This window comes from Hohaiivirga grylli, assembly GCF_039655745.1.
GTDB classification, from domain to species: Bacteria; Pseudomonadota; Alphaproteobacteria; order Rhizobiales; family Beijerinckiaceae; genus Hohaiivirga; species Hohaiivirga grylli.
On sequence record NZ_JBBYXI010000003.1, the window covers coordinates 147901 to 172830 of the forward strand.

General features: G+C 48.0%; 27 protein-coding genes and 1 tRNA gene. 15 read left to right on the top strand and 13 right to left on the bottom strand.

Going from position 1 to position 24930, the window contains the following annotated elements; genetic code table 11:
- Positions 1-12: 12 nt before the first annotated feature.
- A tRNA-Val gene (locus WJT86_RS08850) sits at positions 13-87 on the bottom strand.
- A gap of 88 nt (positions 88-175) precedes the next feature.
- Positions 176-538, bottom strand: a complete 363-nt coding sequence (cpdR, locus tag WJT86_RS08855; RefSeq protein ID WP_346337561.1) for a cell cycle two-component system response regulator CpdR — start codon at positions 536-538, stop codon at positions 176-178.
- 251 nt (positions 539-789) lie between these two features.
- On the opposite strand from cpdR, the gene WJT86_RS08860 reads away from it, so the two are divergent.
- The 4 genes from WJT86_RS08860 to WJT86_RS08875 all read left to right on the top strand — a co-directional run bounded on the left by WJT86_RS08860 (position 790) and on the right by WJT86_RS08875 (position 4764).
- The gene (locus tag WJT86_RS08860; protein WP_346337204.1) at positions 790-1680 is read left to right on the top strand and encodes an N-formylglutamate amidohydrolase; all 891 of its coding nucleotides are present in this window, start codon (positions 790-792) and stop codon (positions 1678-1680) included.
- 174 nt (positions 1681-1854) lie between these two features.
- Positions 1855-2634 carry a histidinol-phosphatase gene (gene hisN, locus WJT86_RS08865; protein ID WP_346337205.1) on the top strand — a complete coding sequence of 260 codons (780 nt, stop codon included), beginning with the start codon at positions 1855-1857 and terminating at the stop codon, positions 2632-2634.
- Positions 2635-2828: 194 nt separating this feature from the next.
- Entirely contained in the window at positions 2829-3641 is an 813-nt protein-coding gene (locus WJT86_RS08870; protein WP_346337206.1) for a hypothetical protein, read from the top strand.
- Between the two features lie 52 nt (positions 3642-3693).
- Positions 3694-4764 carry a linear amide C-N hydrolase gene (locus WJT86_RS08875; RefSeq protein WP_346337207.1) on the top strand — a complete coding sequence of 357 codons (1071 nt, stop codon included), beginning with the start codon at positions 3694-3696 and terminating at the stop codon, positions 4762-4764.
- Here the strand turns inward: WJT86_RS08875 and WJT86_RS08880 are convergent.
- Entirely contained in the window at positions 4724-5710 is a 987-nt protein-coding gene (locus tag WJT86_RS08880) for an alpha/beta hydrolase (RefSeq protein ID WP_346337208.1), read from the bottom strand. The genes WJT86_RS08875 and WJT86_RS08880 overlap by 41 nt on opposite strands.
- Before the next feature lie 217 nt (positions 5711-5927).
- On the opposite strand from WJT86_RS08880, the gene WJT86_RS08885 reads away from it, so the two are divergent.
- Positions 5928-6398 carry an Hsp20 family protein gene (locus WJT86_RS08885; RefSeq protein WP_346337210.1) on the top strand — a complete coding sequence of 157 codons (471 nt, stop codon included), beginning with the start codon at positions 5928-5930 and terminating at the stop codon, positions 6396-6398.
- Between the two features lie 71 nt (positions 6399-6469).
- On the opposite strand, the gene pyk is transcribed toward WJT86_RS08885, so the two are convergent.
- Complete coding sequence (gene pyk, locus WJT86_RS08890; RefSeq protein ID WP_346337211.1) at positions 6470-7906, bottom strand: pyruvate kinase; 1437 nt, start codon at positions 7904-7906, stop codon at positions 6470-6472.
- A gap of 11 nt (positions 7907-7917) precedes the next feature.
- Positions 7918-8304: a DUF1036 domain-containing protein gene (locus WJT86_RS08895; RefSeq protein ID WP_346337562.1), complete on the bottom strand. Its 387-nt coding sequence runs from the start codon at positions 8302-8304 to the stop codon at positions 7918-7920.
- Between the two features lie 335 nt (positions 8305-8639).
- On the opposite strand from WJT86_RS08895, the gene WJT86_RS08900 reads away from it, so the two are divergent.
- Complete coding sequence (locus tag WJT86_RS08900; protein ID WP_346337212.1) at positions 8640-9464, top strand: N-formylglutamate amidohydrolase; 825 nt, start codon at positions 8640-8642, stop codon at positions 9462-9464.
- Positions 9465-9604: 140 nt separating this feature from the next.
- Positions 9605-9856, top strand: a complete 252-nt coding sequence (locus WJT86_RS08905; protein ID WP_346337213.1) for a DUF2312 domain-containing protein — start codon at positions 9605-9607, stop codon at positions 9854-9856.
- Positions 9857-9926: 70 nt separating this feature from the next.
- On the opposite strand, the gene WJT86_RS08910 is transcribed toward WJT86_RS08905, so the two are convergent.
- A complete protein-coding gene (locus tag WJT86_RS08910; protein WP_346337214.1) occupies positions 9927-11480 on the bottom strand; it encodes a DUF882 domain-containing protein in 1554 nt (517 codons plus the stop codon).
- Between the two features lie 164 nt (positions 11481-11644).
- Positions 11645-13516 carry a L,D-transpeptidase family protein gene (locus WJT86_RS08915; RefSeq protein ID WP_346337215.1) on the bottom strand — a complete coding sequence of 624 codons (1872 nt, stop codon included), beginning with the start codon at positions 13514-13516 and terminating at the stop codon, positions 11645-11647.
- A 228-nt stretch (positions 13517-13744) separates the two neighbouring features.
- Between WJT86_RS08915 and WJT86_RS08920 the strand changes: the two genes are divergently transcribed.
- From WJT86_RS08920 to WJT86_RS08945, 6 genes are all read left to right on the top strand, one after another.
- Positions 13745-15613 (top strand): M3 family oligoendopeptidase, encoded by a 1869-nt coding sequence (locus tag WJT86_RS08920; RefSeq protein ID WP_346337216.1) that lies wholly within the window; start codon positions 13745-13747, stop codon positions 15611-15613.
- 294 nt (positions 15614-15907) lie between these two features.
- On the top strand, positions 15908-16201 hold the full coding sequence (locus WJT86_RS08925) for an aa3-type cytochrome c oxidase subunit IV (protein ID WP_346337217.1): 294 nt from the start codon (positions 15908-15910) through the stop codon (positions 16199-16201).
- A gap of 72 nt (positions 16202-16273) precedes the next feature.
- A complete protein-coding gene (locus WJT86_RS08930) occupies positions 16274-17416 on the top strand; it encodes a Re/Si-specific NAD(P)(+) transhydrogenase subunit alpha (RefSeq protein ID WP_346337218.1) in 1143 nt (380 codons plus the stop codon).
- An 11-nt stretch (positions 17417-17427) separates the two neighbouring features.
- Positions 17428-17865 carry a proton-translocating transhydrogenase family protein gene (locus tag WJT86_RS08935; RefSeq protein WP_346337219.1) on the top strand — a complete coding sequence of 146 codons (438 nt, stop codon included), beginning with the start codon at positions 17428-17430 and terminating at the stop codon, positions 17863-17865.
- A 4-nt stretch (positions 17866-17869) separates the two neighbouring features.
- On the top strand, positions 17870-19270 hold the full coding sequence (locus tag WJT86_RS08940) for an NAD(P)(+) transhydrogenase (Re/Si-specific) subunit beta (protein ID WP_346337220.1): 1401 nt from the start codon (positions 17870-17872) through the stop codon (positions 19268-19270).
- 76 nt (positions 19271-19346) lie between these two features.
- A complete protein-coding gene (locus WJT86_RS08945) occupies positions 19347-19652 on the top strand; it encodes a GIY-YIG nuclease family protein (protein WP_346337221.1) in 306 nt (101 codons plus the stop codon).
- Positions 19653-19686: 34 nt separating this feature from the next.
- On the opposite strand, the gene WJT86_RS08950 is transcribed toward WJT86_RS08945, so the two are convergent.
- The 5 genes from WJT86_RS08950 to WJT86_RS08970 form a co-directional block, all read right to left on the bottom strand.
- Positions 19687-20487 carry a tetratricopeptide repeat protein gene (locus WJT86_RS08950; protein ID WP_346337222.1) on the bottom strand — a complete coding sequence of 267 codons (801 nt, stop codon included), beginning with the start codon at positions 20485-20487 and terminating at the stop codon, positions 19687-19689.
- 213 nt (positions 20488-20700) lie between these two features.
- Positions 20701-20928, bottom strand: a complete 228-nt coding sequence (gene rpsU, locus WJT86_RS08955; RefSeq protein ID WP_346337223.1) for a 30S ribosomal protein S21 — start codon at positions 20926-20928, stop codon at positions 20701-20703.
- A gap of 163 nt (positions 20929-21091) precedes the next feature.
- Complete coding sequence (locus tag WJT86_RS08960) at positions 21092-22198, bottom strand: 5-(carboxyamino)imidazole ribonucleotide synthase (protein WP_346337224.1); 1107 nt, start codon at positions 22196-22198, stop codon at positions 21092-21094.
- A 4-nt stretch (positions 22199-22202) separates the two neighbouring features.
- Positions 22203-22697, bottom strand: a complete 495-nt coding sequence (gene purE, locus WJT86_RS08965) for a 5-(carboxyamino)imidazole ribonucleotide mutase (RefSeq protein ID WP_346337225.1) — start codon at positions 22695-22697, stop codon at positions 22203-22205.
- 96 nt (positions 22698-22793) lie between these two features.
- Positions 22794-23006, bottom strand: a complete 213-nt coding sequence (locus WJT86_RS08970; protein ID WP_346337226.1) for a YdcH family protein — start codon at positions 23004-23006, stop codon at positions 22794-22796.
- Between the two features lie 303 nt (positions 23007-23309).
- Between WJT86_RS08970 and WJT86_RS08975 the strand changes: the two genes are divergently transcribed.
- On the top strand, positions 23310-23489 hold the full coding sequence (locus tag WJT86_RS08975) for a YdcH family protein (protein ID WP_346337227.1): 180 nt from the start codon (positions 23310-23312) through the stop codon (positions 23487-23489).
- A 101-nt stretch (positions 23490-23590) separates the two neighbouring features.
- On the opposite strand, the gene WJT86_RS08980 is transcribed toward WJT86_RS08975, so the two are convergent.
- Entirely contained in the window at positions 23591-24304 is a 714-nt protein-coding gene (locus WJT86_RS08980; protein ID WP_346337228.1) for a DUF1013 domain-containing protein, read from the bottom strand.
- A 237-nt stretch (positions 24305-24541) separates the two neighbouring features.
- Between WJT86_RS08980 and WJT86_RS08985 the strand changes: the two genes are divergently transcribed.
- The gene (locus tag WJT86_RS08985; protein WP_346337229.1) at positions 24542-24739 is read left to right on the top strand and encodes a DUF1192 domain-containing protein; all 198 of its coding nucleotides are present in this window, start codon (positions 24542-24544) and stop codon (positions 24737-24739) included.
- Positions 24740-24930: the final 191 nt, after the last annotated feature.

A 24930-nucleotide genomic window follows, 5' to 3' on the forward strand; every position in this document is an offset into this window, starting at 1 on the left:
AATGAAAACAAATGGTGGGCACGGCTGGGATTGAACCAGCGACCCCTACGATGTCAACGTAGTGCTCTCCCGCTGAGCTACGCGCCCTAAGGTCAAAGACTTAACGCCTTTCCTTATGTGTGGAGGCCGATATAGCCGCTTGTGCGCGAATACGCAAGCCGTTCGGCGTAATTTTTTATGCTGCCATCAACTTTTCTACCTCATTGACAAGTTCTCTGAGGTGAAATGGCTTGGAAAGGACCTTGGCATCTTTTGGTGCACGGGCATCCGGATTAAGGGCAACTGCTGCAAAACCGGTGATAAACATGACTTTTATGTCAGGATCGAGCTCTGTTGCGCGGCGCGCCAACTCAATACCATCCATTTCCGGCATGACGATATCTGTCAACAGCAGTTCAAAAGGTTCTTCACGAAGACGGTTATAGGCTGAAAGGCCATTATCAAAATCAGCAACGTCATAGCCGGCATTCTGCAGGGCTTTGACCAGGAACCGACGCATATCGTTATCGTCTTCAGCAAGGAGAATCTTCATGATGATACTTCGTATTACTTTCCGGCTGTGCCGTTGCAAACCCTCTCGGGAATCACATTAGCACGATACTGAAACTCTTGTTCTCCTCCTTAATGCCTGCAGTCGGTAAACAAGCGGTGAAGGTCAGGACAAATTTTGATGTTTTTGGTCATAATTGCTTATAAATTGCTGCCAGCTGTGGAACACTTGCTTGGGTTAAGGCATTTTCGCGTTATATAGATATGAAATTTGGTGACACAGCTCAGGGAGGAAACGGTTTGTTTAATACAAATAATTCCCGATTCTCTCCGCCCTTTACGGTCTATGAACCGTCGCAGCTGACAACGCCATTAGTTTTTAATGTTCCGCATTCAGGGTCTGTCTATCCAGAAGATTTTGTTGCCAACTCGCGCCTGAATAACGTTTCATTACGACGTTCTGAAGATGCCTTTCTGGATCACCTTTACCGTCCAATGACCGCCCTGGGGGCTCCTGTTTTGTCTGCTCATTTTCCTCGCGCCTATATTGACGTGAACCGCGAGCCATTTGAACTGGAGCCACGCCTGTTTGAGGGTAAACTGCCAACGTACGCTAATACACGCTCTACCCGTGTGCTTGCCGGACTTGGAACAATTCCCCGTATTGTTGCTGATGGATATGAAATCTATCGCGGAAAGCTCTCAATTGAGGAAGGTCTGCACCGAATCGAGACACTGTACAGACCATATCATGCAACATTGCGGGCATTGCTGGACAGAACGATTTCTTCCTTTGGGTTTGCCATTCTGATTGATTGTCACTCTATGCCATCCGCCAGTTTGCCAATGACGAATGGTATGAAACCTGACGTGGTGCTTGGAGATCGTTTCGGGACAAGCTGCTCCGGCCATCTTATAGATATTGTTGAGGTTCTTTTTGCAGAGCAGGGGTATCAGGTCGCACGTAATAAACCTTATGCGGGCGGCTTTATAACCGAGTTTTACGGTGACCCTGCCTCTGGCTGTCATGCCTTGCAGATTGAACTAAATAGGACGCTCTATATGAACGAAGGACTAATTGAGCCTCTAGCAGAGTTTTCTAATATTGCGGGCGATGTCTGGCAGATATTCAGCCAGATTGTCGAAATAATAGGTGAACGTAATGACGAAACATACGTTGCCGCAGAATGATCAGTGCTAAAAGAGTTTTGCTCTCTGGCCTGAAGTTTAGGGAATAACAAGAAGGTAATACGACGTTCTGCGCCGTATTGCGCATTGAGCCAGGCAATAAATTTTGGATGCCAGCTTGCTCCTTCAGGTTGTATCGCTAAGATAGCATCTTTGATATCAACTGAAGTTCATTTCATGCCACAACCAGATTTCCTACCCTTTATTCATAAACTTGCCTCTGCTTCCGGAGAAGAGATTTTACCGTTTTTCCGGAATCATGTTCAGGCGGAGAATAAGGCTTCTGGCAATGCTTTTGATCCCGTAACAGAGGGGGATCGGGCTGGTGAAGTTGTCATGCGTGATATGATCACCAAAGCATACCCTGAGCATGGCATTATTGGTGAAGAATTTGGTATCAGTAATCCAGATTCTGATTATATCTGGGTGCTTGATCCGATTGACGGAACACGTTCATTTATTGCAGGTGTACCCACATGGGGGACATTGGTCGGTCTGCTTCATAAGGGGAAGCCTGTTGCCGGTATGATGGCACAGGCATTTACGGGTGAGCGATTTTATGGGGATGGGCACTCTGCCTTTTCTAAAAATAACTACGGAACAAAGCCCTTAAAAACCCGGGAATGCACTTCTTTAGGGCATGCAACGCTTTTTACGACTGATCCGCGTATGTTCAAAGGGCGTGAGCGTGAAGCCTATTTGAGTATTGAGAACCAAGTGCAATTGGCGCGCTTCAGTGCTGATTGTTATGCTTATTGTATGGTCGCAGGTGGCTTTGCCGATCTGGTAATTGAAACAGAACTGAAGCCGCATGACATTGTTGCCCTCATTCCAATTATTGAAGGGGCGGGGGGGATTATCTCGTCCTGGACAGGTGGGCCTGCAACAGAAGGCGGGAATATTATTGCTGCAGGTGACAAGCGTATCCATGAGGAAGCATTGAAATTATTTGCCTGATTAAACCGGTCTGAAAAATTTATAGAGAAAACTTTCTCTTGTCAGATGCGTAATCTGTCCTAATTCCACCATATGAGTTGCAAGGGTGCAATTATGGTGATTTTGGAATATTTTCCTATTCAGCGTAAGATTGCCAGAGAAGCATTGAATGATCTCTGGGAATGCCATCAACAATACGGGCTAGGTTGCGTTGAATGATGAAGAATAAAATTTCTCTCTTGCTTGCGACACTTATGATGCTGGCAGCAGGAGGTACAGAATCTTTTGCAAATGATGCTGAGCCGGTCAAAACAGAGAATACCCAAACATGGAACTTGATCATTAGCCCCTATGTATGGGCAGCTTCTCTTAATGGTAATGCAGCCTTGGCTGGCCGCTACTCACACGTCGATATTCCTTTTTCTGATGTAATCCACCATCTTGACTATGCTCTTATGGGGAATGTTGAGCTGACGAACAGCCAGTGGGGCGTGTATGGTGATTTTCAGCATGTTCAGACCAGCCAGAAAGAGAAAGTTTATCAGCAGACGCTTGGTTTACGTGTAACCACAACGAATATTGCTTTTGGTGCCTACTACCGTATCTTTGAGCAGCCATTGGGTGGAGATACGGTTTTTGGCCGACCACGCCGTATTGCCATTGAGCCAACAGCTGGTGTGCGCTGGACCAAACTGAACGTACATGCAAAAGCGATTGGCCTGCAGACTGTTAAAAGGGCCGACTGGTTTGACCCCTTTGTGGGCCTGCGTATCAGCGCAGACCTGACAGACAGATGGAATCTGTTTGTTTCAGGAAATGTTGGTGGGTTCGGTGCGGGTTCAGACATCAGCTATGATGTGCAGGCCTATTTAGGATACCGAACATTTATTTTTGGCCAGCCGACTATTTTGCGTATGGGATATCGCTGGCTTTATCAGGATTATGAATCTGACGATTTTACCGGCAACAAGTTTCGCTGGAAAATAAACCAACATGGCCCTGCTATAGGGTTCTCTATGCGTTTCTAATTAATTCAATGCCTGGACGGGTAACAGTCCATTATGGCTACAGGAGGTTTGAATGAAGACGTTCCTTTCCGTGAAGAAGACATTGGTAACAGGGCTTTGTGCGGTACTTTTATCAACATCCGCCATCCAGAGTTATGCCTGCACGCGCCTTGTCTATCTTGGCCCCAATGATAATATTATTACGGCGCGTTCCATGGACTGGAAGTATGAGATTGATACCAATCTATGGGTCTTCCCGCGTGGTATGGAACGTAATGGTGAGGTTGGACCAAACTCCATCAAATGGACATCAAAATATGGCAGTGTCGTTGCCAGTGGCTATGACGTTTCAACGACAGATGGTGTCAATGAGGCGGGCCTTATGGCCAATGTTCTCTGGCTGGTAGAATCTCAATATCCAAAACTGGATAATAAAAAACCCGGACTGACAATTGCAGCCTGGGCTCAATATGCGCTTGATAATTATGCGACTGTTGCCGAGGCCGTTGCCGATCTTGAAAAAGAGCCTTTTACAATCGTGACGGATAATGTTCCCGGTGAAAAACGTATGACAACGCTGCATCTGTCATTATCTGATGCGACAGGTGACAGTGCGATTATTGAATACATTGATGGTAAGCAGGTTATTCATCATGGCCGCCAGTATCAGGTTATGACGAATTCGCCCACTTTTAACGAGCAGCTGGCTTTGAATGAATACTGGAAACAGATTGGTGGTACAGTATTCATGCCGGGAACCAATCGCGCGGCTGACCGGTTTGCCCGTGCATCTTTCTACGTGAATGCTATTCCGAAAGAAGAAAATACAAACCGGGCTCTAGCCAGTGTTTTTAGTGTTCTGCGAAATGTATCCGTGCCTTATGGCATTGCAACCGATGAAGAACCTAATCTGTCATCCACCCGGTGGCGGACTGTTTTTGATCATAAGCGGAAACTGTATTTCTTTGAATCAGCTGTGACGCCCAATACCTTCTGGATTGACCTGAAAAGTATAGATTTCTCGGCCGATAAGGGAAAGGTTATGAAGCTTGATCTTGGAAAAAGCCAGGATCACACCTATTCCGGTAACGCTACCAAGGATTTTAAGCCTTCGAAGCCTTTTGAATTTCTTGGGGTGAAGTAAGCTTACCGGGGATGAAGGCATCAAAAGCTGCCCAGAAGGCTTCTCGGTAGCTATCCTGTTCAAGGTATATTTCATGACGTGCATGGGGAATGAAGACGCTGGCCGCGTTCCTCATGTGCGTTGAAGCTCTCTCCATCATACCCGGGTCACAAACCGTGTCATTCCCACCTGCAATAATCAGTGATGGGATGATGATCCGGTTGAGTGTTTCTATGCGATTTAATTTCTTCATCAGACGGAAGGCGGCTTTCGTCCATGCAATTGTTGGTGCACCAATTGCAGCTTCTCCCAGTGTATTTGCGACATCAGAAATACGCGCATAGCGTGTAGGGTCAGATGATAATCTGTTTCGGTTGAACGGACGTGTTGAAATGGATGTTGACCCGCCAAAAGGAATAAATGCTTTACCTAATCCAAAGGCGCAGCAGAGGTTTGCTGTGAATGAGGCAAGGGCTGGTTTCTTGATGAGATTGATCCCCAGCATTGGGGAAATTGCGATTAATCTCTCAACGGGAAGAGTTTGTCTGGAAGCCATATCAAGAGCAATTGCCCCTCCCATGGAATAGGCCAGGCCGTAGTAGGGTGGGGGCATATAGGGCTTGAGAATGTTACTGGTTATGGCCTCAACATCCAGATGAAAAGCTGAGAAATCCCTGATATGGCCTTTTCTGGGATTCCCCACCAGTCGTTGAGAGCCACCTTGGCCGCGCCAGTCAAAAGCAACAACAGCAAAGCCTCTATCCTGAAGTTCTCGAATAACTTCGAAATGTTTTTCGATAAACTCAGCACGCCCCTGCAGAATAAGAACAGTTCCCTGAGGGGGCTCTTGCCGAGAATCCCAGGAGGCAGTTCTCAATTGTACACCATCAGATGTCTCAATAAACGTTGAATAGGCATCTGGAGGTATTGGGTTCTCTTCGGTGTGAAGGAGGTCTTTGGTGATCAAAATGTACCTTCCTGATGAGATTGGGGGCCCCGAAACAATAATGGCGGTTTGCCTTTATAAATATAATCTGCACGAAGAATTACCATAATGGGTCTTGAAACCCTACAGGACAGTTCTTACCTGATTGTTATGCACCAGCCCATAAGGGGGGTGCGGTTAAAAGGTTCTGCCCATTGGGAGAACTGTCACTTTGCATGTTGCTTTAGGAGAATATGCTATGCGTTATGATATTACCCCGCTTCTTCGTAATACTGTTGGTTTTGACCGCCTGTTTTCTATGCTTGATCAGGTTGTTGGAGGTGTTGAGACTGCTCCCACCTATCCACCCTATAATATTGAGCGAACAGATGAGAATGCCTATCGGATAACTGTTGCAGTTGCAGGTTTCACAGAAGAAGACCTGTCAATTGAAGTGAAGGAAAATGCTCTTTCCATCCGTGGTGAAAAACAGCCAATAGCGGAAGATGCAAAGCCAGAAGTTCTGTATCAGGGAATTGCTGCTCGTAGTTTTGAGCGCCGTTTCCAGTTGGCAGATGGTGTTCTGGTTAAAGGTGCCAGCATGCAGAATGGTTTGCTGCATGTCGACCTGATCCGTGAAATTCCGGAGGCAAAGAAGCCTCGCACAATTCAGATTGCAACTGATGGTGCATCCAAGAAAGTGATTGCTGGCGAAAGCAAGGCTGCATAATAATTTCTTGAATTGAAAAATAAGCCCCGGTCATTTCTGGCCGGGGCTTATTGCATTTATCTGCTGGCTCTTCAGGCCTTTTCAACATGGTCTTTTGTCACGAAAGCGATGCGGACCATGTTGGTTGCTCCCGGTGTACCGAATGGAACACCGGCAATAACGATGACGCGTTCGCCAAGTTTGGCATAGCCTTCACGGCAGGCAAACTTACACGCTCGGAAAGCCATATCATCAACATCGCTGGCATCTTTAGTCACGATTGGGTGGACACCCCAGATAAGGCTGAGTTTCCGGGCCGTTTCCGGGCTTGGTGTCAGAGCCAGAATAGTTGTATTCGGGCGTTCACGTGCAATGCGGGTGGCTGTTGAACCTGAGGACGTCCAGGCCATGATTGCCTGCATGTTGAGTGTATCACTGATCTGGTGAGCCGCAGCCGCAATGGCATCAGAGCCTGTGGCTTCAGGGCGTGTGCCCTGCGCAGAAACAATCTGCCAGTAGGCTGAGTCTGTCTCAATTTCTTCGGCAATGCGGTTCATGGTTGCCACGGCATCAATCGGATACTGGCCTGATGCACTTTCTGCTGAAAGCATGACAGCATCTGCACCGTCAAAGACAGCCGTTGCAACGTCCGAGACTTCTGCACGGGTCGGAACCGGAGATGTAATCATCGATTCCAGCATCTGGGTTGCGACGACAACCGGTTTACCCAGGCGGCGTGCGATGCGTGTAATACGCTTCTGAATACCGGGAACCTTCTCAAGAGGCATTTCAACGCCAAGATCACCACGGGCGACCATGATAGCATCAGAGGCTTCAACGATTTCTTCAAGACGAGCGATGGCCTGTGGCTTCTCAAGCTTCGACATGACCGATGCTTTGCCGCGGGCAATCTTGCGAACTTCGGCGATATCTTCTGGACGCTGAACGAAGGAAAGGGCAACCCAGTCAACCTTGGCATCAATTGCAGCTTCAAGATCGCCACGATCTTTCTCTGTCAGAGCTGCAACAGGGATTGTTGTATCCGGAAGGCTGACGCCTTTGCGGTTTGATATTTTACCGGCAACAATAACTTCTGTTGTAACTTTGCCCTTCTTAACATCTGTGACCAGCAGGCGCAGCTTACCATCATCAATCAGCAGGCTGTGGCCGGGTTCAACAGATGACAGAATTTCTGGATGAGGAAGGTAAACGCGGGTTTCGTCACCTGGAGCATCGTTACCATCGAGGACGAATGTCTGGCCGGGTTTCAGCATCGCACTGTCGTTCTTGAAAGTACCAACCCGAAGTTTAGGGCCCTGAAGATCCGCGAGAATAGCAATTGGGCGCTTATATTTATCTTCGATGGAACGGATAGCCGCGACTTTTTCTTTCAGGCGTTCACGGGGGAGGTGGCTCATATTGAGACGGAAAACGTCAGCACCTGCCAAAAAGAGCTTTTCGATCATCTCCGGTGTATCAGATGCCGGCCCGAGGGTTGCTAGGATTTTTGTACGGCGTGAACGCTTCATTTTCAGTTCCTCTACGGACGGTTTTGGTCGGTTAACTGGATGGTCCAGTTTTTTTGCTCCCCGGTGTCAACCTCGAAAAAGGCACTGCGGTCAAAACCGCGAGCGAGACAATCTTCGACACCTCTGATCGTAAACTCAGGTTTACGTGTACACATCAATGATCTGCCTGGCCATGGTTTGCCATCAACAGCATCAACTGCATGTATATAGTAAAAACGACTTGCTAATGCGCCATTCAGAAGGGTTTCACACCCTGCTGGATTAAGGTTCCACCAGCCCTCAGTTACCCAGCCTTGGGCATCGCGATAGCCAAGAGCTATTGTCACAGGGTGTTGGGTCAGGTTACAGGCGCGCAGATCAGCTTTGGATGGCGTAACCATAATAAAAGAACCAGCCATAACCAGACAGGCTAGGGACAGGAAACGATAAAGTGACATGTTCTTTCTGGTTGCGCTCATAACTTCCTTTTAGACGTTAGAAAAAAGGCCGATTCAGTTGATTAGACGTTGGTCTTTCTCCATGACAAAATCAAGACTTTCTATGGAGAAAGACTAACAGACTCCCAGATAATACTTAATATATCACAACAAGATATATTGCCGCAGGCCTTTGAAAAATTAGTAAATTATGCTCCCGGTCTGCAACTCATTATATTGCAGGCTTGTTAATGTAGGATTATGGCTATCTAATAATAGGAAGCAGGGCATCGATTTTATTAAGGAATTCGCAGAAGATGACTTTGTCGGCAGCGCTCTCAACTCATTCGCAGAAGAATGTAGAGGTATTGGAAGATTTTAGTCCCCACCCTGTAGAAGTCATTCAAGGAAATTTTAAGAGCGGAATTCTTCTGCTTTGTGATCATGCCTCCAATCATGTTCCAGATGATCTAAAGCAGCTGGGGCTGCCTGACGCGCAGTTTGAACGGCATATCGGCTATGATATTGGTGCCGCACAGGTTACGCGGCTGCTTGCCGGTTATTTGAAAGCACCGGCCGCTTTGACGCAGTTTTCGCGTCTGGTGATAGACCCCAACCGGGGCAGGGATGACCCAACCCTTGTTATGCGGCTGTCGGATGGGGCTGTGGTTCCCGGAAATGCTTATGTGAACAGTACGGATATTCACGCAAGAATTACGCGGTTTTATGAGCCTTATGATCGGGTGATCAGGGATTTTATCGCGCAGTTTCAGATACGCGGTATTAATCCTCTCATCATCTCCATACATAGTTTCACGCCTGTCTGGAGAGGTGTGCCGCGTCCATGGCAGATTGGTTTCCTCTGGCATGAAGATAAACGTCTGACAGATTTTCTGATTACGCAGATGCAGAAGATGGCTCATCTGACGATTGGCGATAATGAACCTTATGCTGGTGGTTTGCCCGGAGATACAATTGATCGTCATGCGACAAAACACGGCTTTGCCAATACGCTGATTGAACTGAGACAGGATTTAATTGCGGATGAGGCGGGGGCCCGCTCGTGGGCTGAGCGACTGGCTCCTTTACTGGTGGAGGCCTCAGGTCAAAAAGTTATGCACGAAATCCGACATATCCCATGAAGTTGTTCTCTTCTCGAAAACGGACTTTTAAAAACTGATAATGCCGTTTAAAGAGAACAACCGAATTTTTGCGGAGATGGCCTTCCTGAATGTAAGGATGGCGTAGTCCCGCCTCTCAGTTATTAAAGGATGATGGCATTATGTCCGATCAAGTTCAGACAGAATCTGTTGCAGCAGACCAGTTAAAAGCATTCATTGAGCGTATTGAGCGCCTGGAAGAAGAAAAAGCTGGTATTGCTGGTGATATTCGCGAAATCTTTGCTGAAGCCAAAGGTAATGGCTTTGATGTCAAAGTTATGCGCCGCATTATTTCCCTCCGCAAGAAAGACCGTGCAGAGCGTCAGGAAGAAGAAGCTATTCTTGAGCTGTATATGCAGGCCCTTGGTATGTAAGCGGCGCATAGATGCTTAGCTAATAAAAAAGCGGAGGTTTTGCCTCCGCTTTTTTTGTGGTCCCGATTGATCACTTCTTCGGTTTCTTCTTGAGCGTTGAACCCGTAAACTGGTTCGTGGAGAGGTCGGCATAAACAGAACGGGTAAAACCACTATTCTGTGAGAAAGCCGTAGACTTATCTTGTGGCTTGGCCTTGGATTTCTGCGCTTTAGCCTCTTCCTTCTTTGTGTGCGCAACTTTTGCCGGCTGTTGTGGTGCCAGAGCTGCAACTGCTGTTGGCTTTGTAATGTTAGGACGCACAGGCGGTAACGGTACTGCGGAAATTGATGCCGTTGTTATATTGTCTTCTGACATATCTTTCGCAGAAGCAACGGCTGTTCCCGGACGCATTGGCGGCAGAGGAGCGTAAGTCATGACACCGGAGCCGAGGCTCTCGTCTCCCGGTTTGCCTGAGCCATTAGGAGACAGTGCGATCTGCGAGCCGGCCGCTGCGCTGAACGGGTCGCCTTTCGGGCCATGGCCCTGAGCACCAGACTGCCAGACAAGTTGAGGGCCCTTAGGTGTCTGAGTGACAACGGCAACCTGACGTGCAGGAGGTAGGGGCACTGGTTCACTGTTAGCCTTTACAGCTGGTTCAGGGTCGGCCGCAGCGACACGAACCGGTGGTGTTGGGGCATTGCTGGCAATACGTGGCTGTGTTGATGTTGCCGGTGTATCGTCATCATCTTTAACAGCCTGCTGGCGGGCGTTACGTGATGAAGATGCCAACATATAACGACGTGGCTGGACTTCTTCCTCATCCTCATCCTCGTCGCGGCTGCCAAATAATGTTGCCCAGAAGGATTTGCGTTTTGGTTCATCTGCGCTGGCATAGCTTGTTCCAGCGACTTTCCCACCTCTGGCCAAGATCATTTGGCGGGCTGCGTCATAGCCGGGAAGAGGGCGGCCATCAGCTGGAATGTGAACCGTTTTTCCATCAGGGAATAAGTTGGAAAGCTGGCTGCGTGTCATACGTGGCCACGCACGGACGCTGCCAACATCCAGATGGATAAACTTGGAATTTGAATTCGGGTAATAGCCCACACCGCCACCCTGCATCTGCATGGCAATGGCACGAATCTTTGCAGATGAAACATCTGGCAGATAGAAGTCCATGGCTTTTCCCAGCATGTGCTGGGAATGCTCCGCAACAGCCTTGGAACGGCGACGCAACATAGAGTTTGTTTTGGGCGAGCGATAGGATGACAGAACGCGAATTGGTTCACGGGAGCCTGTCTGCTCATAGACATCATAAAGCAGGTCGAAAAGGCGTGGATCCATCTTGATTGGTTCGTTTGTGCGCCAATCACGCAAGAGCCAGTTGAGCTTATCCAGCGCCTGCTGATCATAACGACCGCCACGTGCAAATGTGATCGTCGCAGACTCACCCGTATGCATATGGATGAAGGTCAGCGTTTTGTTGCCGAACATAGCATTGGCAGGTTGTATCCCTGCAGGGATAAGGCCTGCAAGGACTGCAAAAATTGCAATATAATGCACGGCTTTGTGCCAGAAACGAAAACGCACCGGCTGATGGATGTACTCTTCACACTTCACGATAGTAACCTGACTGCAACCACACATTTATGGCGCCTGAGAATGTCACTGTAGTGAATGAACATTTACCGAAGTCGGTTACTGTCTGGTTAAAGGAATGAAAAAATGACGCTTTAAATGAGGTTTTTATGCATTTTTATTTATATGGACTGGCTAAAGTTTTGAAAAACGATAGCCAGTGAAAAAGTATTCTAGCTTTTAAGGCCAAGAGCGCGTTCAACCAGTTTGTTGAAACCATAAATGTCATCGAAGCGCTTTAACTCACCGTTCTCATCAACCGTGAGCGTAAAGTAGTTGAGGTGCACAGGAATGGATTGGCTCAGGGAAATATGCCGCTCGCTTGCTCCAATGAGTTTCTGAACTTTCTGGGCTGGCCAGTTAGCTCCCATCACTTCTTCAGCAAAGTTGAATGGCTGATCAACCCTGACACATCCATGGCTAAGAGCCCGCTTTTTGGTTGAGAACAGGCCCCTGTTTGGTGTGTCGTGTAAATAGACGGCATGCTGATTTGGGAACATAAACTTGATGCGACCCAGAGCATTTCGTTCTCCGGGTGGCTGGCGAACAATGATCTGTCCGCTTTTAGTCCGGGTCACCTGATAACCACGTTTTGTTGCGTAGTCCGGATCTCTTGCCAGACCTGGCAGAACCTCATTCTTCATAATTGAAGGCGGAATGGTCCATGACGGATTCACAACGACATACTGCATGTTTCCAGAGAAGACAGGGGTTGGACTCTGGGCCTTTCCAACAATCGCACGGCGGGTGCTGACAACCTTGCCATCTCTGACAATACGGACCTCATATCTCGGAATATCGACATCAATATAATCATTACCAAGATCAGCAGGCAGCCACCGCCACCGTTCCATATTGGCAATAATATCGGCTTCTGTCTGACGTGGATTGTTTTCAGCCTGGGCAAGGGCAGCTATTGTCTGGCTATTCAGATTTCCGGAAACCTTGATACCCTGATTTTTCTGAAAGTTTGCGACAGCTTCTGCAACCTGTGCATCATAAGTTTCAACTTCTGTAGCTGAGATATCAAGGCCTAAGCGGGCACGGATAAGAGGTACCCTGTCGTCTTTCATCCCGACGGTGAGTGTGGGTCCACGGGGAATTGCCTGAGAATTATGTATTGGGAAAGTCAGACGGATTTCTGCAAGTTTCTTTTTCAGAGCCTGATATCCAGCGTGTTGCGGATTGTAATTCTCAAGTGCCAGTCCGGCATCCTTGCTGTTGGCAAGCGTATCAAGAACCTCTCCCGCTTCTGGCAGTGAAAGCTCAGGTGTTATATGTTTTGACAGCAGCTTAGGCTGAAGTCGTCCGCCTCTGGCATCCCGTGCGTAGAGAATAGCCGCTGCACTCAATGCAAGTTCTGCCTGTGCCAAAGCCTCTGGATCATTCTTATTGATAATCGTTGGCATCGGGTAATCTGCCGGCTCAAGAGCGTCACTTGCAGCCTTTGCAAGCTGATCACGAATGGAGAGGGCAGAGGCTGTCCAATCGCCATTTTTAATCCAGACAGGCTTATAGGCATGTTCTTCATAATAGGAAGCGAGCTTATGTCTGACATCTTTTGCCAGACGTGGATTCAGGCGTAAGCCTTTTCCGTTACCATGGTCTGCAATATGGACTGCAAGAGCATTTGCTAACTGGTCGCTGGGGGTAAACAGGGCGGTCTGAGAGAGCTCTGGTGGCAACTGGATTGCCGCATTCACAAGCTGATCCTGTGCAGCTTTATATGTGTACTTCAGGAAATTGTCTGTACTGCTTATGAGCGCGCGGAGTTCGCTTTCAATATCCTGAGGCTGAATCTGTATTGTTGCTCCAGCAGCTTGCTTGACAGGAGCAGGAGTATCTTTCTTATCCTGCTCAATCTTGGCAGCTGCACCTCCATTGCCTGGAGGGGCGATCTCATCAATACGAACACGCACTTCCGGGTGCTGTAATATGGCAAGGTTCTGGATTGGATAATCTTGAGCGAATGCGCAGACTGATGTCATCAGTGCTGTTGTGGCGCAAAGCCTAAGAAGGATGCGATGTGCTCTCTGGGAACCCATGAATCCGTTTTCCTTTACCTTAAATTGACCAGATACGAATACTTTGACGACAACCTTCTCATTGCAGCATGCGGGCAAGAAGTTCGTCAGATAGATTTTATTCTGCGCCTAAAGCAGTAAATCTGTTATTAATGGATTGCTATTTTCCTCAATTGGCGGTCTTTTTATCCATAGTGCTTTGCACATGCCGCTTCGTTTTCAGAATAAAACAGGATTGGTTCAGGAATAATGCGTACGATAATGCTTCCCCATCGTTTCCAGTTTCACACTAACAGCATCAGTTACTCTCCCGAGGCACAGGCTGGTGGGCAGGGGCTTGGTGAGCTGCCGGAATGGAATCTGACAGACCTCTATCCCGGAATGGATAGTGCGGAATTGACAGCTGATGTTGAACGTATTGCCAGTGAGTGCGAGCTTTTCGCAAAAGACGTTAAAGGGACTTTGAGCAGTATTGTTCAGGGAAACGACGCTGCAAAGAATCTTTATTCAATCATCAAACGTTATGAGGCGATTGATGACCTGATGGGTCGGATTATGTCATTCGCAAGTCTTGTTTATGCGGGTGATACGACAGACGCAAAGCGTGCCAAATTCTATGGTGACATGCAGGAGAAGATGACGAAGGCTTCTACCAATCTTCTGTTCTTCACACTGGAACTGAACCGGATTGATGATGGATTGATTGATAAGGCTCTTCAGCATGAGCCACTGTCTTATTATCGTCCCTGGATTGAGGATTTGCGCAAAGACAAGCCTTATCAGCTGGATGATAAGCTTGAAGAGCTTTTCCTGGATAAATCTGTCACAACCTATGCAGCCTGGAACAGATTGTTTGATGAAACAATTGCGGCGCTGCGTTTTGATGTTCGTGGCGAGACACTGCCAATTGAGCCAACGCTTAATAAGATGCTTGATACGGACGGCAACGTCCGTAAAGACGCTGCCAGTGCTCTGGCAAAAACCTTTAAGGATAATTTGCGGACATTTGGGCAGATTACCAACGTATTGGCCAAGGATAAGGAAATCTCAGACCGCTGGCGTGGGTTTACTGATGTCGCGGATTCCCGTCATTTGGCCAATCGTGTCGAACGTGATGTTGTTGATGCGCTGGTTGCTGCTGTTCGTGCAGCTTACCCGAAACTGTCCCATCGTTATTACAAGTTGAAAGCCGGCTGGTTTGGGATGGATAAACTCAACCATTGGGATCGTAATGCGCCATTGCCTAAGGTTGAGCAGAAAAACATTCCGTGGACTGAAGCACGTGAAACCGTGCTGTCTGCCTATCATGATTTTTCGCCAAAGATGTCCGATATTGCAAAGCAGTTCTTTGATGGAAACTGGATTGATGCTCCGACCCGTCCAGGTAAGGCACCGGGGGCATTTGCCCATCCAACCGTCCCATCTGCACACCCCTATGTTCTGTTGAACTATCAGGGCAAGGCGCGGGATGTCATGACGCTTGCCCATGAGCTGGGCCATGGTGTGCATCAGGTTCTGGCAGCGCCAAATGGTGCCTTGATGGCTCCTACGCCTTTAACGCTTGCTGAAACCGCCAGTGTCTTTGCTGAGATGCTGACCTTCCGTCGCCTCCTTGGGGCAACAACTGATAAGGTACAGCGCAAGGCAATGCTGGCACAGAAGGTTGAGGATATGCTCAACACGGTGGTCAGACAGATTGCCTTCTATACCTTTGAACGCAAGGTACACGAGCAGCGTCGTGCCGGTGAACTGCCTCTTGAGCAGATTAATGAATTCTGGATGGATGTGCAGAAAGAGAGCCTAGGACCATCAATCGCCCTGCATGAAGGCTATGAAACCTTCTGGTGCTACATTCCGCACTTCATACATTCACCATTCTATGTCTATGCCTATGCATTTGGCGATTGTCTGGTGAACTCACTCTATGGTGTTTATGAGAAGTCTCATGACGGTTTTGCCGATCGTTATTTTGCGCTCCTGTCTGCCGGGGGCACAAAGCACCACTCAGAGCTTCTGGTTCCATTTGGACTGGATGCTCGTGACCCATCATTCTGGAGCATCGGCCTGTCGATGATTGAAAGCCTGATTGATGAGATTGAGGCGCTTGAGAAAGAATAAACAGTCTTAACGTCGGCTAAAAGCCAGAGGGAGTACGTTTTGCGTACTCCCTTTTTTAATTAATGATTTGAAAGATAATTGTATGGGATTTCGAAGTTAATTTTAGAAGTTTCTGTACAATTATTTGGAATGAATAATGCGCTTAGAACCGTAAAAAATATCATTACATGATGCGCATGTGCATTAAACAGATGTTATGTCAATTTGTTCGATAAAAGCACTTGCTCTTTCCTTTGAAGTGTACATATCGTTAGTGCGACAAAAAGCCCCATGATAAAATAGGTAAACGTAAAGATGAGCGCACCCAAACTGTCAGCTTCAGAAACTCTGCGGACTGAGACCGATATTCTCTCCCATGAAAAGACGTATAGCGGGTTTGTGAAATTCGTTGAAATAAGCTCAATTGTTGTTATTTGCTGGGTTTTGTCGTTGGCAATAGGCGGTCTTAAGGAAGCTTGGCTGACAGCTGTTTTTGGTGTTCTGGTTTCGGCCATTGCAGGAGCAGTTGGTGCAATCAGGCCATCAATCGGTGTAAGAGCCCCAACAATTATCGCATTTGCTCTTGTGCTGTTATTGCTGTTTTACTAATACGACCGATTGCGCCCTTAATCTTTCATCTTAATCTGGGTGCTTAATTTGCCACTCTCGAAGGGGAGCTCAATGCTAATTGGAGTTCCGTCCGAAACGGACAAAATAGAAACACGCGTTGCTGCAACGCCAGAAACCGTCAAGAAGTATATTTCTCTTGGCGCGGATGTTGTGGTGCAGGCTGGTGCTGGTACGGCATCTGGTATCCCGGATGCTGACTATGAAGCTGCTGGTGCGAAAATTGCCAAGACTGCAAAAGATGTTTTCAAGGATGCGGATATCATCCTGAAAGTGCGTCGTCCGTCTGCAGAAGAAACAAAATTGCTCAAGGCAAAATCTGTCGTTATTGCAATTATGGATCCTTATGGACAGGATGAGGCCGTCAAAGCTCTGGCTGACGCCAAGGTTGCTGCTTTTGCCATGGAGCTGATGCCACGCATTACCCGTGCACAGGTTATGGATATTCTGTCCAGTCAGGCGAACCTTGCCGGTTATCGTGCTGTTATTGACGGTGCTGCTGAATATGGCCGTGCTATGCCAATGATGATGACCGCGGCAGGAACAGTCCCTGCTGCCCGCGTCTTTATTATGGGTGCCGGTGTTGCTGGTCTTCAGGCTATTGCAACAGCTAAACGTCTTGGTGCTGTTGTAACAGCAACAGACGTTCGTCCCGCTGCAAAAGAACAGGTCGAATCTCTCGGTGCCAAGTTCATTGCTGTTGAGGATGAAGAATTTAAGCAGGCTGAGACAGCTGGTGGATATGCCAAGGAAATGTCCAAGGAATATCAGGCCAAGCAGGCTGAGCTTGTGGCTGCGCACATTGCCAAGCAGGATATCGTTATTACCACAGCCCTTATTCCGGGCCGTCCGGCTCCGAAGCTGGTCAGCAAAAAGATGGTTGAGTCAATGAAGCCGGGTTCGGTTATCGTCGATCTTGCCGTTGAGCGTGGTGGTAACGTTGAGGCCGGTAAGGCCGGTGGTGTCTCTGAGCATAAGGGGGTCAAAATTGTTGGCTACCTCAATATGCCGGGCCGCCTTGCAGCATCTGCATCTGCTCTTTATGCGAAGAATCTTCTCGCCTTCGTGGAAACACTCGTCGACAAAGAAACCAAGGCGCTCGCCGTCAATTGGGAAGACGAGCTGGTACAGGCTACATGCCTCACACGCGATGGTGCAATTGTTCACTCCGCGTTCCAGCCAAAAGCTAAGGCTTAACGGAGGTTATCATGACTGCTTTGACACCTGAACAGGCCCTTGACCGGGCACAGGCTGCCGCAGAAACCGCCCGTCAGGCGGCTGATGCGCTTAATACATATGCCGATACGATTGCTTCAGTCGCATCTGGCGCAACAGGCGGTGCGGTTGACCCGACAGTCTTCCGTCTTGCCATCTTCGTACTGGCTATCTGCGTCGGTTATTATGTTGTCTGGTCGGTAACGCCAGCTCTGCATACACCGCTGATGTCGGTCACCAATGCTATTTCTTCCGTTATCGTGGTTGGCGCTATGCTGGCTGTTGGCGTGAAGATGGGTGGTGATGTTGTTGAAGGCACAGGTGGGGCCCGGACATTTGGCTTTATCGGCCTTGTGCTTGCATCAATCAATATCTTCGGCGGCTTTCTGGTAACCCAGCGCATGCTTGCCATGTACAAGAAGAAGGGTTGAGTTGATGTCTGCTAACCTTTCTTCCGTTCTTTATCTTATCTCCGGCGTTCTGTTCATTCTGGCGCTGCGTGGCCTTTCTCACCCAACAACATCCCGTCAGGGTAACCTGTTTGGTATGATTGGTATGGCGATTGCCATGGTGACAACATTATTCGTTGCGCCACCTTCCGGACTTTCCGGTTGGGCACTGGTTATTCTCGGTATTGCCATTGGTGGTGGTATCGGTGCGATCATTGCCAAGCGCGTTTCGATGACATCGATGCCACAGCTGGTTGCTGCTTTCCACTCGCTGATTGGTCTGGCTGCCGTGCTGGTTGCCGCTGGTGCGCTTTATGCACCTCAGGCTTTCGGCATTGGTACCGTTGGTACAATCCACGGTGGTTCATTGTTTGAAATGGGCCTTGGTGTTGCCATTGGCGCGATCACATTCACAGGTTCGGTTATTGCGTTCCTGAAGCTTGATGGCCGTATGTCCGGCAAGCCAATCATGCTGCCACAGCGTCACCTGATCAATATTGGTCTGGGTATCCTGCTGGTTGTTCTGCTGGTTCTGTTCATCACAACTGAAAGCCACTTCTTCTTCTGGGCTCTCATTGCTGTCAGCCTGCTGCTCGGCGTTCTGCTGATTATCCCGATTGGTGGCGCAGATATGCCGGTTGTCGTGTCTATGCTGAACTCCTATTCGGGTTGGGCTGCTGCCGGTATTGGTTTCACGCTGGCTAATATGGCGCTGATCATCACGGGTGCGCTTGTGGGTTCGTCCGGTGCGATTCTGTCTTACATTATGTGTAAGGCGATGAACCGTTCGTTCTTCTCGGTTATCCTTGGTGGTTTCGGTGGTGACACGGCTGCTGCTGGTGGCGGTGAAGTCGAGACACGTCCAGTCAAGCAGGGCTCTGCCGATGATGCTGCCTTCATCATGAAGAATGCTGCCAAGGTTATCATCGTACCGGGTTATGGTATGGCGGTTGCTCAGGCCCAGCACTCTCTGCGTGAAATGGCTGACCTCCTCAAGAAAGAGGGTGTTGAAGTCAAGTATGCCATCCATCCGGTTGCTGGTCGTATGCCAGGTCATATGAACGTTCTTCTTGCAGAAGCTTCTGTTCCTTATGATGAGGTCTTCGAGCTTGAAGACATCAACGGTGAATTTGCTCAGGCAGACGTTGCCTTCGTTATTGGTGCGAATGACGTTACGAATCCTGCTGCAAAGACTGATCCTCAGTCTGCCATCTATGGTATGCCAATTCTTGATGTTGAGAAGGCAAAGACTGTTCTGTTCATTAAGCGCGGCATGGGCTCTGGCTATGCTGGCGTTGAGAACGAACTGTTCTTCAGAGACAACACCATGATGCTGTTCGGTGATGCCAAGAAAATGGTCGACTCGATCATTAAAGGTCTTGAGTAATCATTGATCTATTCATTAAAAGGCCGGTAGTGATACCGGCCTTTTTTATTAGGCCATTTCAGTTGCATTGAGTGCCATGGAAAACAAAAACAAGAGCTGGTGGATTTATCTGGTCTTATGTGGTGACGGGACACTTTATTGCGGTATTGCCCGCGATGTTGAGCGTCGTATGGCTGATCATGCAACGGCCAAGGGTTCGCGGTATGTGCGCGCTCATGGAGGCGTGGATAAAGTTCAATGGCGTTATGAGACAATCTCTCGAAGTGCGGCGCAACGTATTGAAGCTTGGATTAAACGCCTGAGCCGACAGGAAAAGATTAATCTTTCCGAAGGGAAGGTCTCTATTCCCGCTGAACTGGAAGATGAGTTGAGAGATCAATAAAAAAGCCCGGTAAACCGGGCTTTTTGTTTCAGGATCAGAAGAGGGATCCGATACCACCTGAGCCTTTTCGGGCAACAGCGTTGCCGCTGTCAATTGCAAGAGCCCGGGAGTAACTTTTCTGAGCTTCAGCTTTGTTACCCTGTTTTTCAAAGGCGACACCACGCCATGCCCATGCATCCGCCAGATTCTGGTTGGTGTTTAAAGCGGCATTGAAATCTTCAATAGCCTTGTCATAACGCTGGAGCTGCACAAGGCTCTGGCCGCGTGCCAGATATGGCTGGGCAACGAATGGATTACGGTCGATAGCAGAATCAAAGTCATAGACAGCCTGCTGGTGCTGACCCATGCGCTGATAGACAAGTCCACGTGAATGATAGGCTTCAGCCGATTCTGGTGTCAGACGGATAGCGGCTGACAGATCGGCAAGGGCCGGTTGGAGATTTCCCTGAGCGCGATAGACATTGGCGCGGCCAATGTAAGCTGGTGCATAATTGGCGTTGGCCTGAATTGCCTGCGTGAAATCATTCATTGCCGCATCATTGCGTCCGCTTTGACGATAGGCGAGGGCCCGATTGGTATAAGCTGGCGCATTTTGTGGGTCGAGCTGAATAGCACGATTGAAGTCATTGATTGCATTCGAATAATTCCCGCTACGGGCATAAGCCGCACCACGGGTATTATAAGCGCCGGGATCGTTTGGATTACGGTTGATAACATCGGTTAGCGAGGAGATGTTAACGCTGCTGGCACCTGAGCTGTCATTATCAACAACAGCATACTGCGGTCCGCTGTTAAAACTACCGCCACCACCACACGCTGCGAGTGATGCTGTCATTAAGAGAGTGCCCAAAGATAGCAGGCGTCGGGTATTTAACAGGCTCACCGTGTATCTCCTCAAGTCAGTCCGGTGCATTTATAACTTCCAATTCTGCCCAGAAATGATCTGGATAATAAACAGAAACAGCGCCTATGCTTTTCAGCAAGGCGCTGGCATTGGATAGCTATTTACGCCACTAAACTTAAAGAATGTTTAGCGCCGGCTATCTTATTAACGAGAACGTGGCTTGGAAGGCAGCAGGCCTTCGCGCTGCATGCGCTTACGAACCAGCTTGCGTGCACGACGCACAGCTTCAGCCTTCTCGCGAGCCTTCTTCACAGAAGGCTTCTCGTAGTGGCCACGGAGCTTCATTTCACGGAAGATGCCTTCACGCTGCATCTTCTTTTTCAGAGCGCGGAGCGCCTGATCGACATTATTTTCCCGGACAAGAACCTGCACGCGAGCCTCGTAATTCCGCTAATCAAACCATAAGAAGAAATAAGACGCGAAAGGTTTCGCGTCTCACCAATAGGGAGTTCCTAACAGATGGTTTCTCCCTTGTCTAGAGGATTTTCCCTTTGTGGAGAAAGGAAAGTGACTCTTTTTTATGAATCTTTATTTCTCACTGGGCCATTTTATCTGGAAAGACCCATGTTACATGCCCCATCTTACGACCTTCACGGGCTTCTTCTTTACCGTAAAGATGCAGGTGGGCCTGTTCATCTGTAACGATTTCAAGCCAGTCATTGATGTCATGACCAATGAGATTCCGCATCTTAATGCGTCCGGTTCTTTGTGTCTGTCCCAGAGGCCAGTTACAGATCGCACGGATGTGTTGTGCAAATTGTGATGTTACAGCACCTTCAATTGTCCAGTGTCCCGAGTTGTGAACACGTGGCGCAATTTCATTTACGACAAGCTTTTCTTTGCCCTTATCTTCGACCAGAAACATTTCAACTGCGAGTGTACCGACATAATCAAGTGCATTCGCAAGGCGTTGAGCGATAGATATGGCCTGTATCTCTGTTTCTGCTTTTACATTTGCAGGGAGGCGCGTGATATCCAGAATATGATTCTTGTGTTCATTTACGCAGAGATCAAAAGAAGAAAAAGCCCCAGAAAGGTTTCTGGTCGCAATGACAGAGACTTCTTCACGAAAAGGAACAAACCCTTCCAGAATACAGACGGCACTATCAGCCAGTTTTCGTGCAGCAGGAATATCCGCCTCTGTGCGAATAATAATCTGTCCTTTTCCATCATAGCCAAAGCGTGTTGTTTTCAGGACAGCAGGAAGGCCAATTTGAGTAATGGCATCATCAAGGGCTCCCGAATCGGGAACCGCAATAAAAGGTGCTGTCTCAATGCCAAGACTGGAAATGAATGTCTTTTCGCTAAGACGATCTTGTGTTGTGGAAAGTGCTTCTGCATTTGGATGCAGAGGTTTCATGTTGCTGAGCAGGCTGACTGCGGCGGCTGGAATATTTTCAAATTCATAAGTGATAACATCTACAGCTGCTGCAAACTGCCGAAGCTTCTCTTCGTCTTCATAGCTTGCACATGTATGGGCAGCTGAAACTTCAAATGCAGGAGAATTGGCCTCAGGGGCATAGATATGAACTTTCAGTCCGTATTGACTGGCCGCAATCGCCAGCATTCGTGCAAGCTGCCCGCCGCCAACAATACCAATAGTTGAGCCCGGTGGGAGGATTGTTTCAGTTTCTGCGGCCATTCTCTTATGCCTCATCAACTGGAAACTCAGCGACAGAAGCTGTCTGCTGATGGCGCCAATTATCAAGACGTGTTGCCAGTGCCTCGTCGTTTAACGCAAGGATAGATATCGCCAGAAGCGCGGCGTTAACGGCACCGGCTTTACCAATCGCCAGTGTGCCGACCGGGATACCTGCTGGCATCTGAACGATGGAAAGGAGGCTGTCCTGGCCGGACAGGGCCTTTGATTGAACTGGAACTCCGAGAACGGGCAGGGGAGTCATGGCCGCTGTCATACCCGGTAAATGGGCAGCGCCTCCGGCTCCGGCAATGATAACCTGAAAACCTTCCTGCTTGGCAGTTGAAGCAAATTCATAAAGACGTCCAGGTGTTCGATGAGCGGAAACGATACGGGCATCATAATCTACACCGAGTGTATCGAGAATATCTGCGGCATGCCGCATTGTCTCCCAATCAGACTGGCTTCCCATGATGATTGCTACAGGTGCCGTTTTTGCCATATCGTATCCTTTAGGGCTCATAGATACTGGGTTCGTTCCAACTGATGGAATATGCATACCCAAGATATAGCAGATAGACGATTGCGCCTTATCTGATCAAGCAATGATATCCGGAGTGAGCATGTTCTCGAGTTTTTTGATCCTGTCTTTCAGAGCAAGCTTGCGCTTTTTTAATCTCTGGAGCTGTAGCTGATCAGAATCCGTTTTATCTATCAATGCGGCAATCGCCACATCAAGATCATTGTGTTCCTGTTTCAGGCCATTTAACTCACGCGTGATTTGGGAGATTTCTTCCAGGCTCGGAGACACAATGACACCTATTCGTCTGTTGTGGAGATATCCTGAAAAGAAAATCAGAAAATCTCTCCCCTTTGCTGCTAGTCGCAAATTCGTCAGATGACAAGTATTTTATGGTGTAAGAGTTTAATGCATAGCTGCTCAAGATTATATGAACTGAGTGCAGTTTAATTATCTTCGACAGACGATAAAAGTTGTGGCACACTCACATTGTATCTGCTGATAGGCAGATTTGGCAGCAATAAGTGGATAAGGTTTTCAGGGGAAATTCTGAAGGATCAAGAGCCACTTATCTATTTCAGGAGGAGAGAGCATATGTCGCTTCAAAATCACCTGGCAGAGCTGGAACGGAAACATCAGGCGCTCGAACGTGAAATCGAACAGGCTCAGGCACACGCATCAACAGATGACCTTGATGTTGCAGAACTTAAGCGAAAGAAGCTCTTGCTTAAGGATGAAATAGAGAAGCTGAAAGTTAGCGAACTTCAAAACTGAGATAATGATAAGCCGTTACTGTCTAAGTAGCGGCTTTTTTATATAAAAACGCCTGATTGGTGGCAATCAGGCGTTGGTATCTCATATTCTTCAGGGAAGACTTATAGGTCCTCGTCTTCCTCTGTGTCATCGCGTTTGAGTGTCTTCAGTTTTGCGAAGACGCTCTCAACGTCAATAGCATCATCGTCAGATTTGCTCTGAGGCTCTTCTGGGACGTAATCTGCTGAAGTTGACAGTTCTGCCGGTATCAGTGTTGCACCACCTGCATCAGGCATAACAGCTGGACGATCTTTTTCTGAGCGCTGAACTTCAAAATCAAGATCAATCTGAGAGCAGAGGCCAAGGGTGACCGGGTCCATCGGTGCCAGATTCGCTGTATTCCAGTGGGTCCGTTCACGAACCTGCTGAATTGTATTCTTGGTTGTGCCGACAAGACGCATAATCTGGGCATCTTTCAGCTCTGGATGGTTACGAACCAGCCAAAGAATAGCATTTGGGCGATCCTGACGACGGGAAACAGGGGTATAACGTGGACCACGTTTGACACGACGGTTTTCTGGAAGCTTGACCTTCCGCTCTGCCATCTTGAGCTTGTGGTTTGGGTCGTTCTGGGCCAGATCAATTTCATCGCGGGTCAGCTGTCCCGTGATGATCGGGTCCATCCCCTTAATTCCCGAGGCGACTTCGCCATCTGCAATGCCCTTGACTTCCAGCGGATGCAGCTTGCAAAATTCTGCAATCTGATCAAAGGACAGCGATGTATTCTCGACGAGCCATACGGCTGTTGCCTTTGGCATCAATGGTCCTTGGGACATTTGAACCTCCTGGGTTCTGTACTGCATCAATGCAATACAAATAAAGAATTCCTGTTCTCTGACCCGCTCTTCTTCAGGTCGGAGCATCTCTTCTCACGATGTGAGGGAAACACCGGCAATATAATTGCGTGAAACTCAGAAGGCAATTCATTTAATTCTGTCGTGATGTGGAAAGTTGGTGAATGCGTATAAAGAGACTATCATATTGTGCCGTTGAAGTTCCGTTAGGAGGATAGAATGTCATTTGATCCTTTTGATGATGCGCCTGTTTCCCGCTCCTCTGCCCATGAAATCGGGCAGGATCTTTCATCTCTTTCTGTTTTTGAGCTTGAGGAAAGAGTGGAGATACTCAAGAGAGAAATTCTGCGCCTTGAGCTGGCTGTCGAACAGAAAAAACTGAACCAAGCAGCTGCTGATTCCTTCTTTAAAAAATAAAGATTTTTTATCGGGATTCCTTAAATTCAAGTTCTATACATGAATAAAATATCTTATTCATGTATAGAATTAAGGATTTATTCATTAATTAATTTATGTAATTAAATAATAAAATTATAATAATAATGTATATATATTATATTATATTTATGTTGAGAATTTTTACTTTTTGATTTAATGAAAAAATTATT

Bases quoted from the DNA above. Each gene is read 5' to 3' on its own strand.
- hisN (WP_346337205.1), top strand. From the start codon at position 1,855: ATGCCACAACCAGATTTCCTACCCTTTATTCATAAACTTGCCTCTGCT.
- WJT86_RS08870 (WP_346337206.1), top strand. From the start codon at position 2,829: ATGATGAAGAATAAAATTTCTCTCTTGCTTGCGACACTTATGATGCTG.
- WJT86_RS08875 (WP_346337207.1), top strand. From the start codon at position 3,694: ATGAAGACGTTCCTTTCCGTGAAGAAGACATTGGTAACAGGGCTTTGT.
- WJT86_RS08885 (WP_346337210.1), top strand. From the start codon at position 5,928: ATGCGTTATGATATTACCCCGCTTCTTCGTAATACTGTTGGTTTTGAC.
- pyk (WP_346337211.1), bottom strand. From the start codon at position 7,906: ATGAAGCGTTCACGCCGTACAAAAATCCTAGCAACCCTCGGGCCGGCA.
- WJT86_RS08895 (WP_346337562.1), bottom strand. From the start codon at position 8,304: ATGGCTGGTTCTTTTATTATGGTTACGCCATCCAAAGCTGATCTGCGC.
- WJT86_RS08900 (WP_346337212.1), top strand. From the start codon at position 8,640: ATGACTTTGTCGGCAGCGCTCTCAACTCATTCGCAGAAGAATGTAGAG.
- WJT86_RS08905 (WP_346337213.1), top strand. From the start codon at position 9,605: ATGTCCGATCAAGTTCAGACAGAATCTGTTGCAGCAGACCAGTTAAAA.
- WJT86_RS08910 (WP_346337214.1), bottom strand. From the start codon at position 11,480: ATGTGTGGTTGCAGTCAGGTTACTATCGTGAAGTGTGAAGAGTACATC.
- WJT86_RS08915 (WP_346337215.1), bottom strand. From the start codon at position 13,516: ATGGGTTCCCAGAGAGCACATCGCATCCTTCTTAGGCTTTGCGCCACA.
- WJT86_RS08920 (WP_346337216.1), top strand. From the start codon at position 13,745: ATGCGTACGATAATGCTTCCCCATCGTTTCCAGTTTCACACTAACAGC.
- WJT86_RS08925 (WP_346337217.1), top strand. From the start codon at position 15,908: ATGAGCGCACCCAAACTGTCAGCTTCAGAAACTCTGCGGACTGAGACC.
- WJT86_RS08930 (WP_346337218.1), top strand. From the start codon at position 16,274: ATGCTAATTGGAGTTCCGTCCGAAACGGACAAAATAGAAACACGCGTT.
- WJT86_RS08935 (WP_346337219.1), top strand. From the start codon at position 17,428: ATGACTGCTTTGACACCTGAACAGGCCCTTGACCGGGCACAGGCTGCC.
- WJT86_RS08940 (WP_346337220.1), top strand. From the start codon at position 17,870: ATGTCTGCTAACCTTTCTTCCGTTCTTTATCTTATCTCCGGCGTTCTG.
- WJT86_RS08945 (WP_346337221.1), top strand. From the start codon at position 19,347: ATGGAAAACAAAAACAAGAGCTGGTGGATTTATCTGGTCTTATGTGGT.
- WJT86_RS08950 (WP_346337222.1), bottom strand. From the start codon at position 20,487: ATGACAGCATCACTCGCAGCGTGTGGTGGTGGCGGTAGTTTTAACAGC.
- WJT86_RS08960 (WP_346337224.1), bottom strand. From the start codon at position 22,198: ATGGCCGCAGAAACTGAAACAATCCTCCCACCGGGCTCAACTATTGGT.
- purE (WP_346337225.1), bottom strand. From the start codon at position 22,697: ATGGCAAAAACGGCACCTGTAGCAATCATCATGGGAAGCCAGTCTGAT.
- WJT86_RS08975 (WP_346337227.1), top strand. From the start codon at position 23,310: ATGTCGCTTCAAAATCACCTGGCAGAGCTGGAACGGAAACATCAGGCG.
- WJT86_RS08980 (WP_346337228.1), bottom strand. From the start codon at position 24,304: ATGTCCCAAGGACCATTGATGCCAAAGGCAACAGCCGTATGGCTCGTC.
- WJT86_RS08985 (WP_346337229.1), top strand. From the start codon at position 24,542: ATGTCATTTGATCCTTTTGATGATGCGCCTGTTTCCCGCTCCTCTGCC.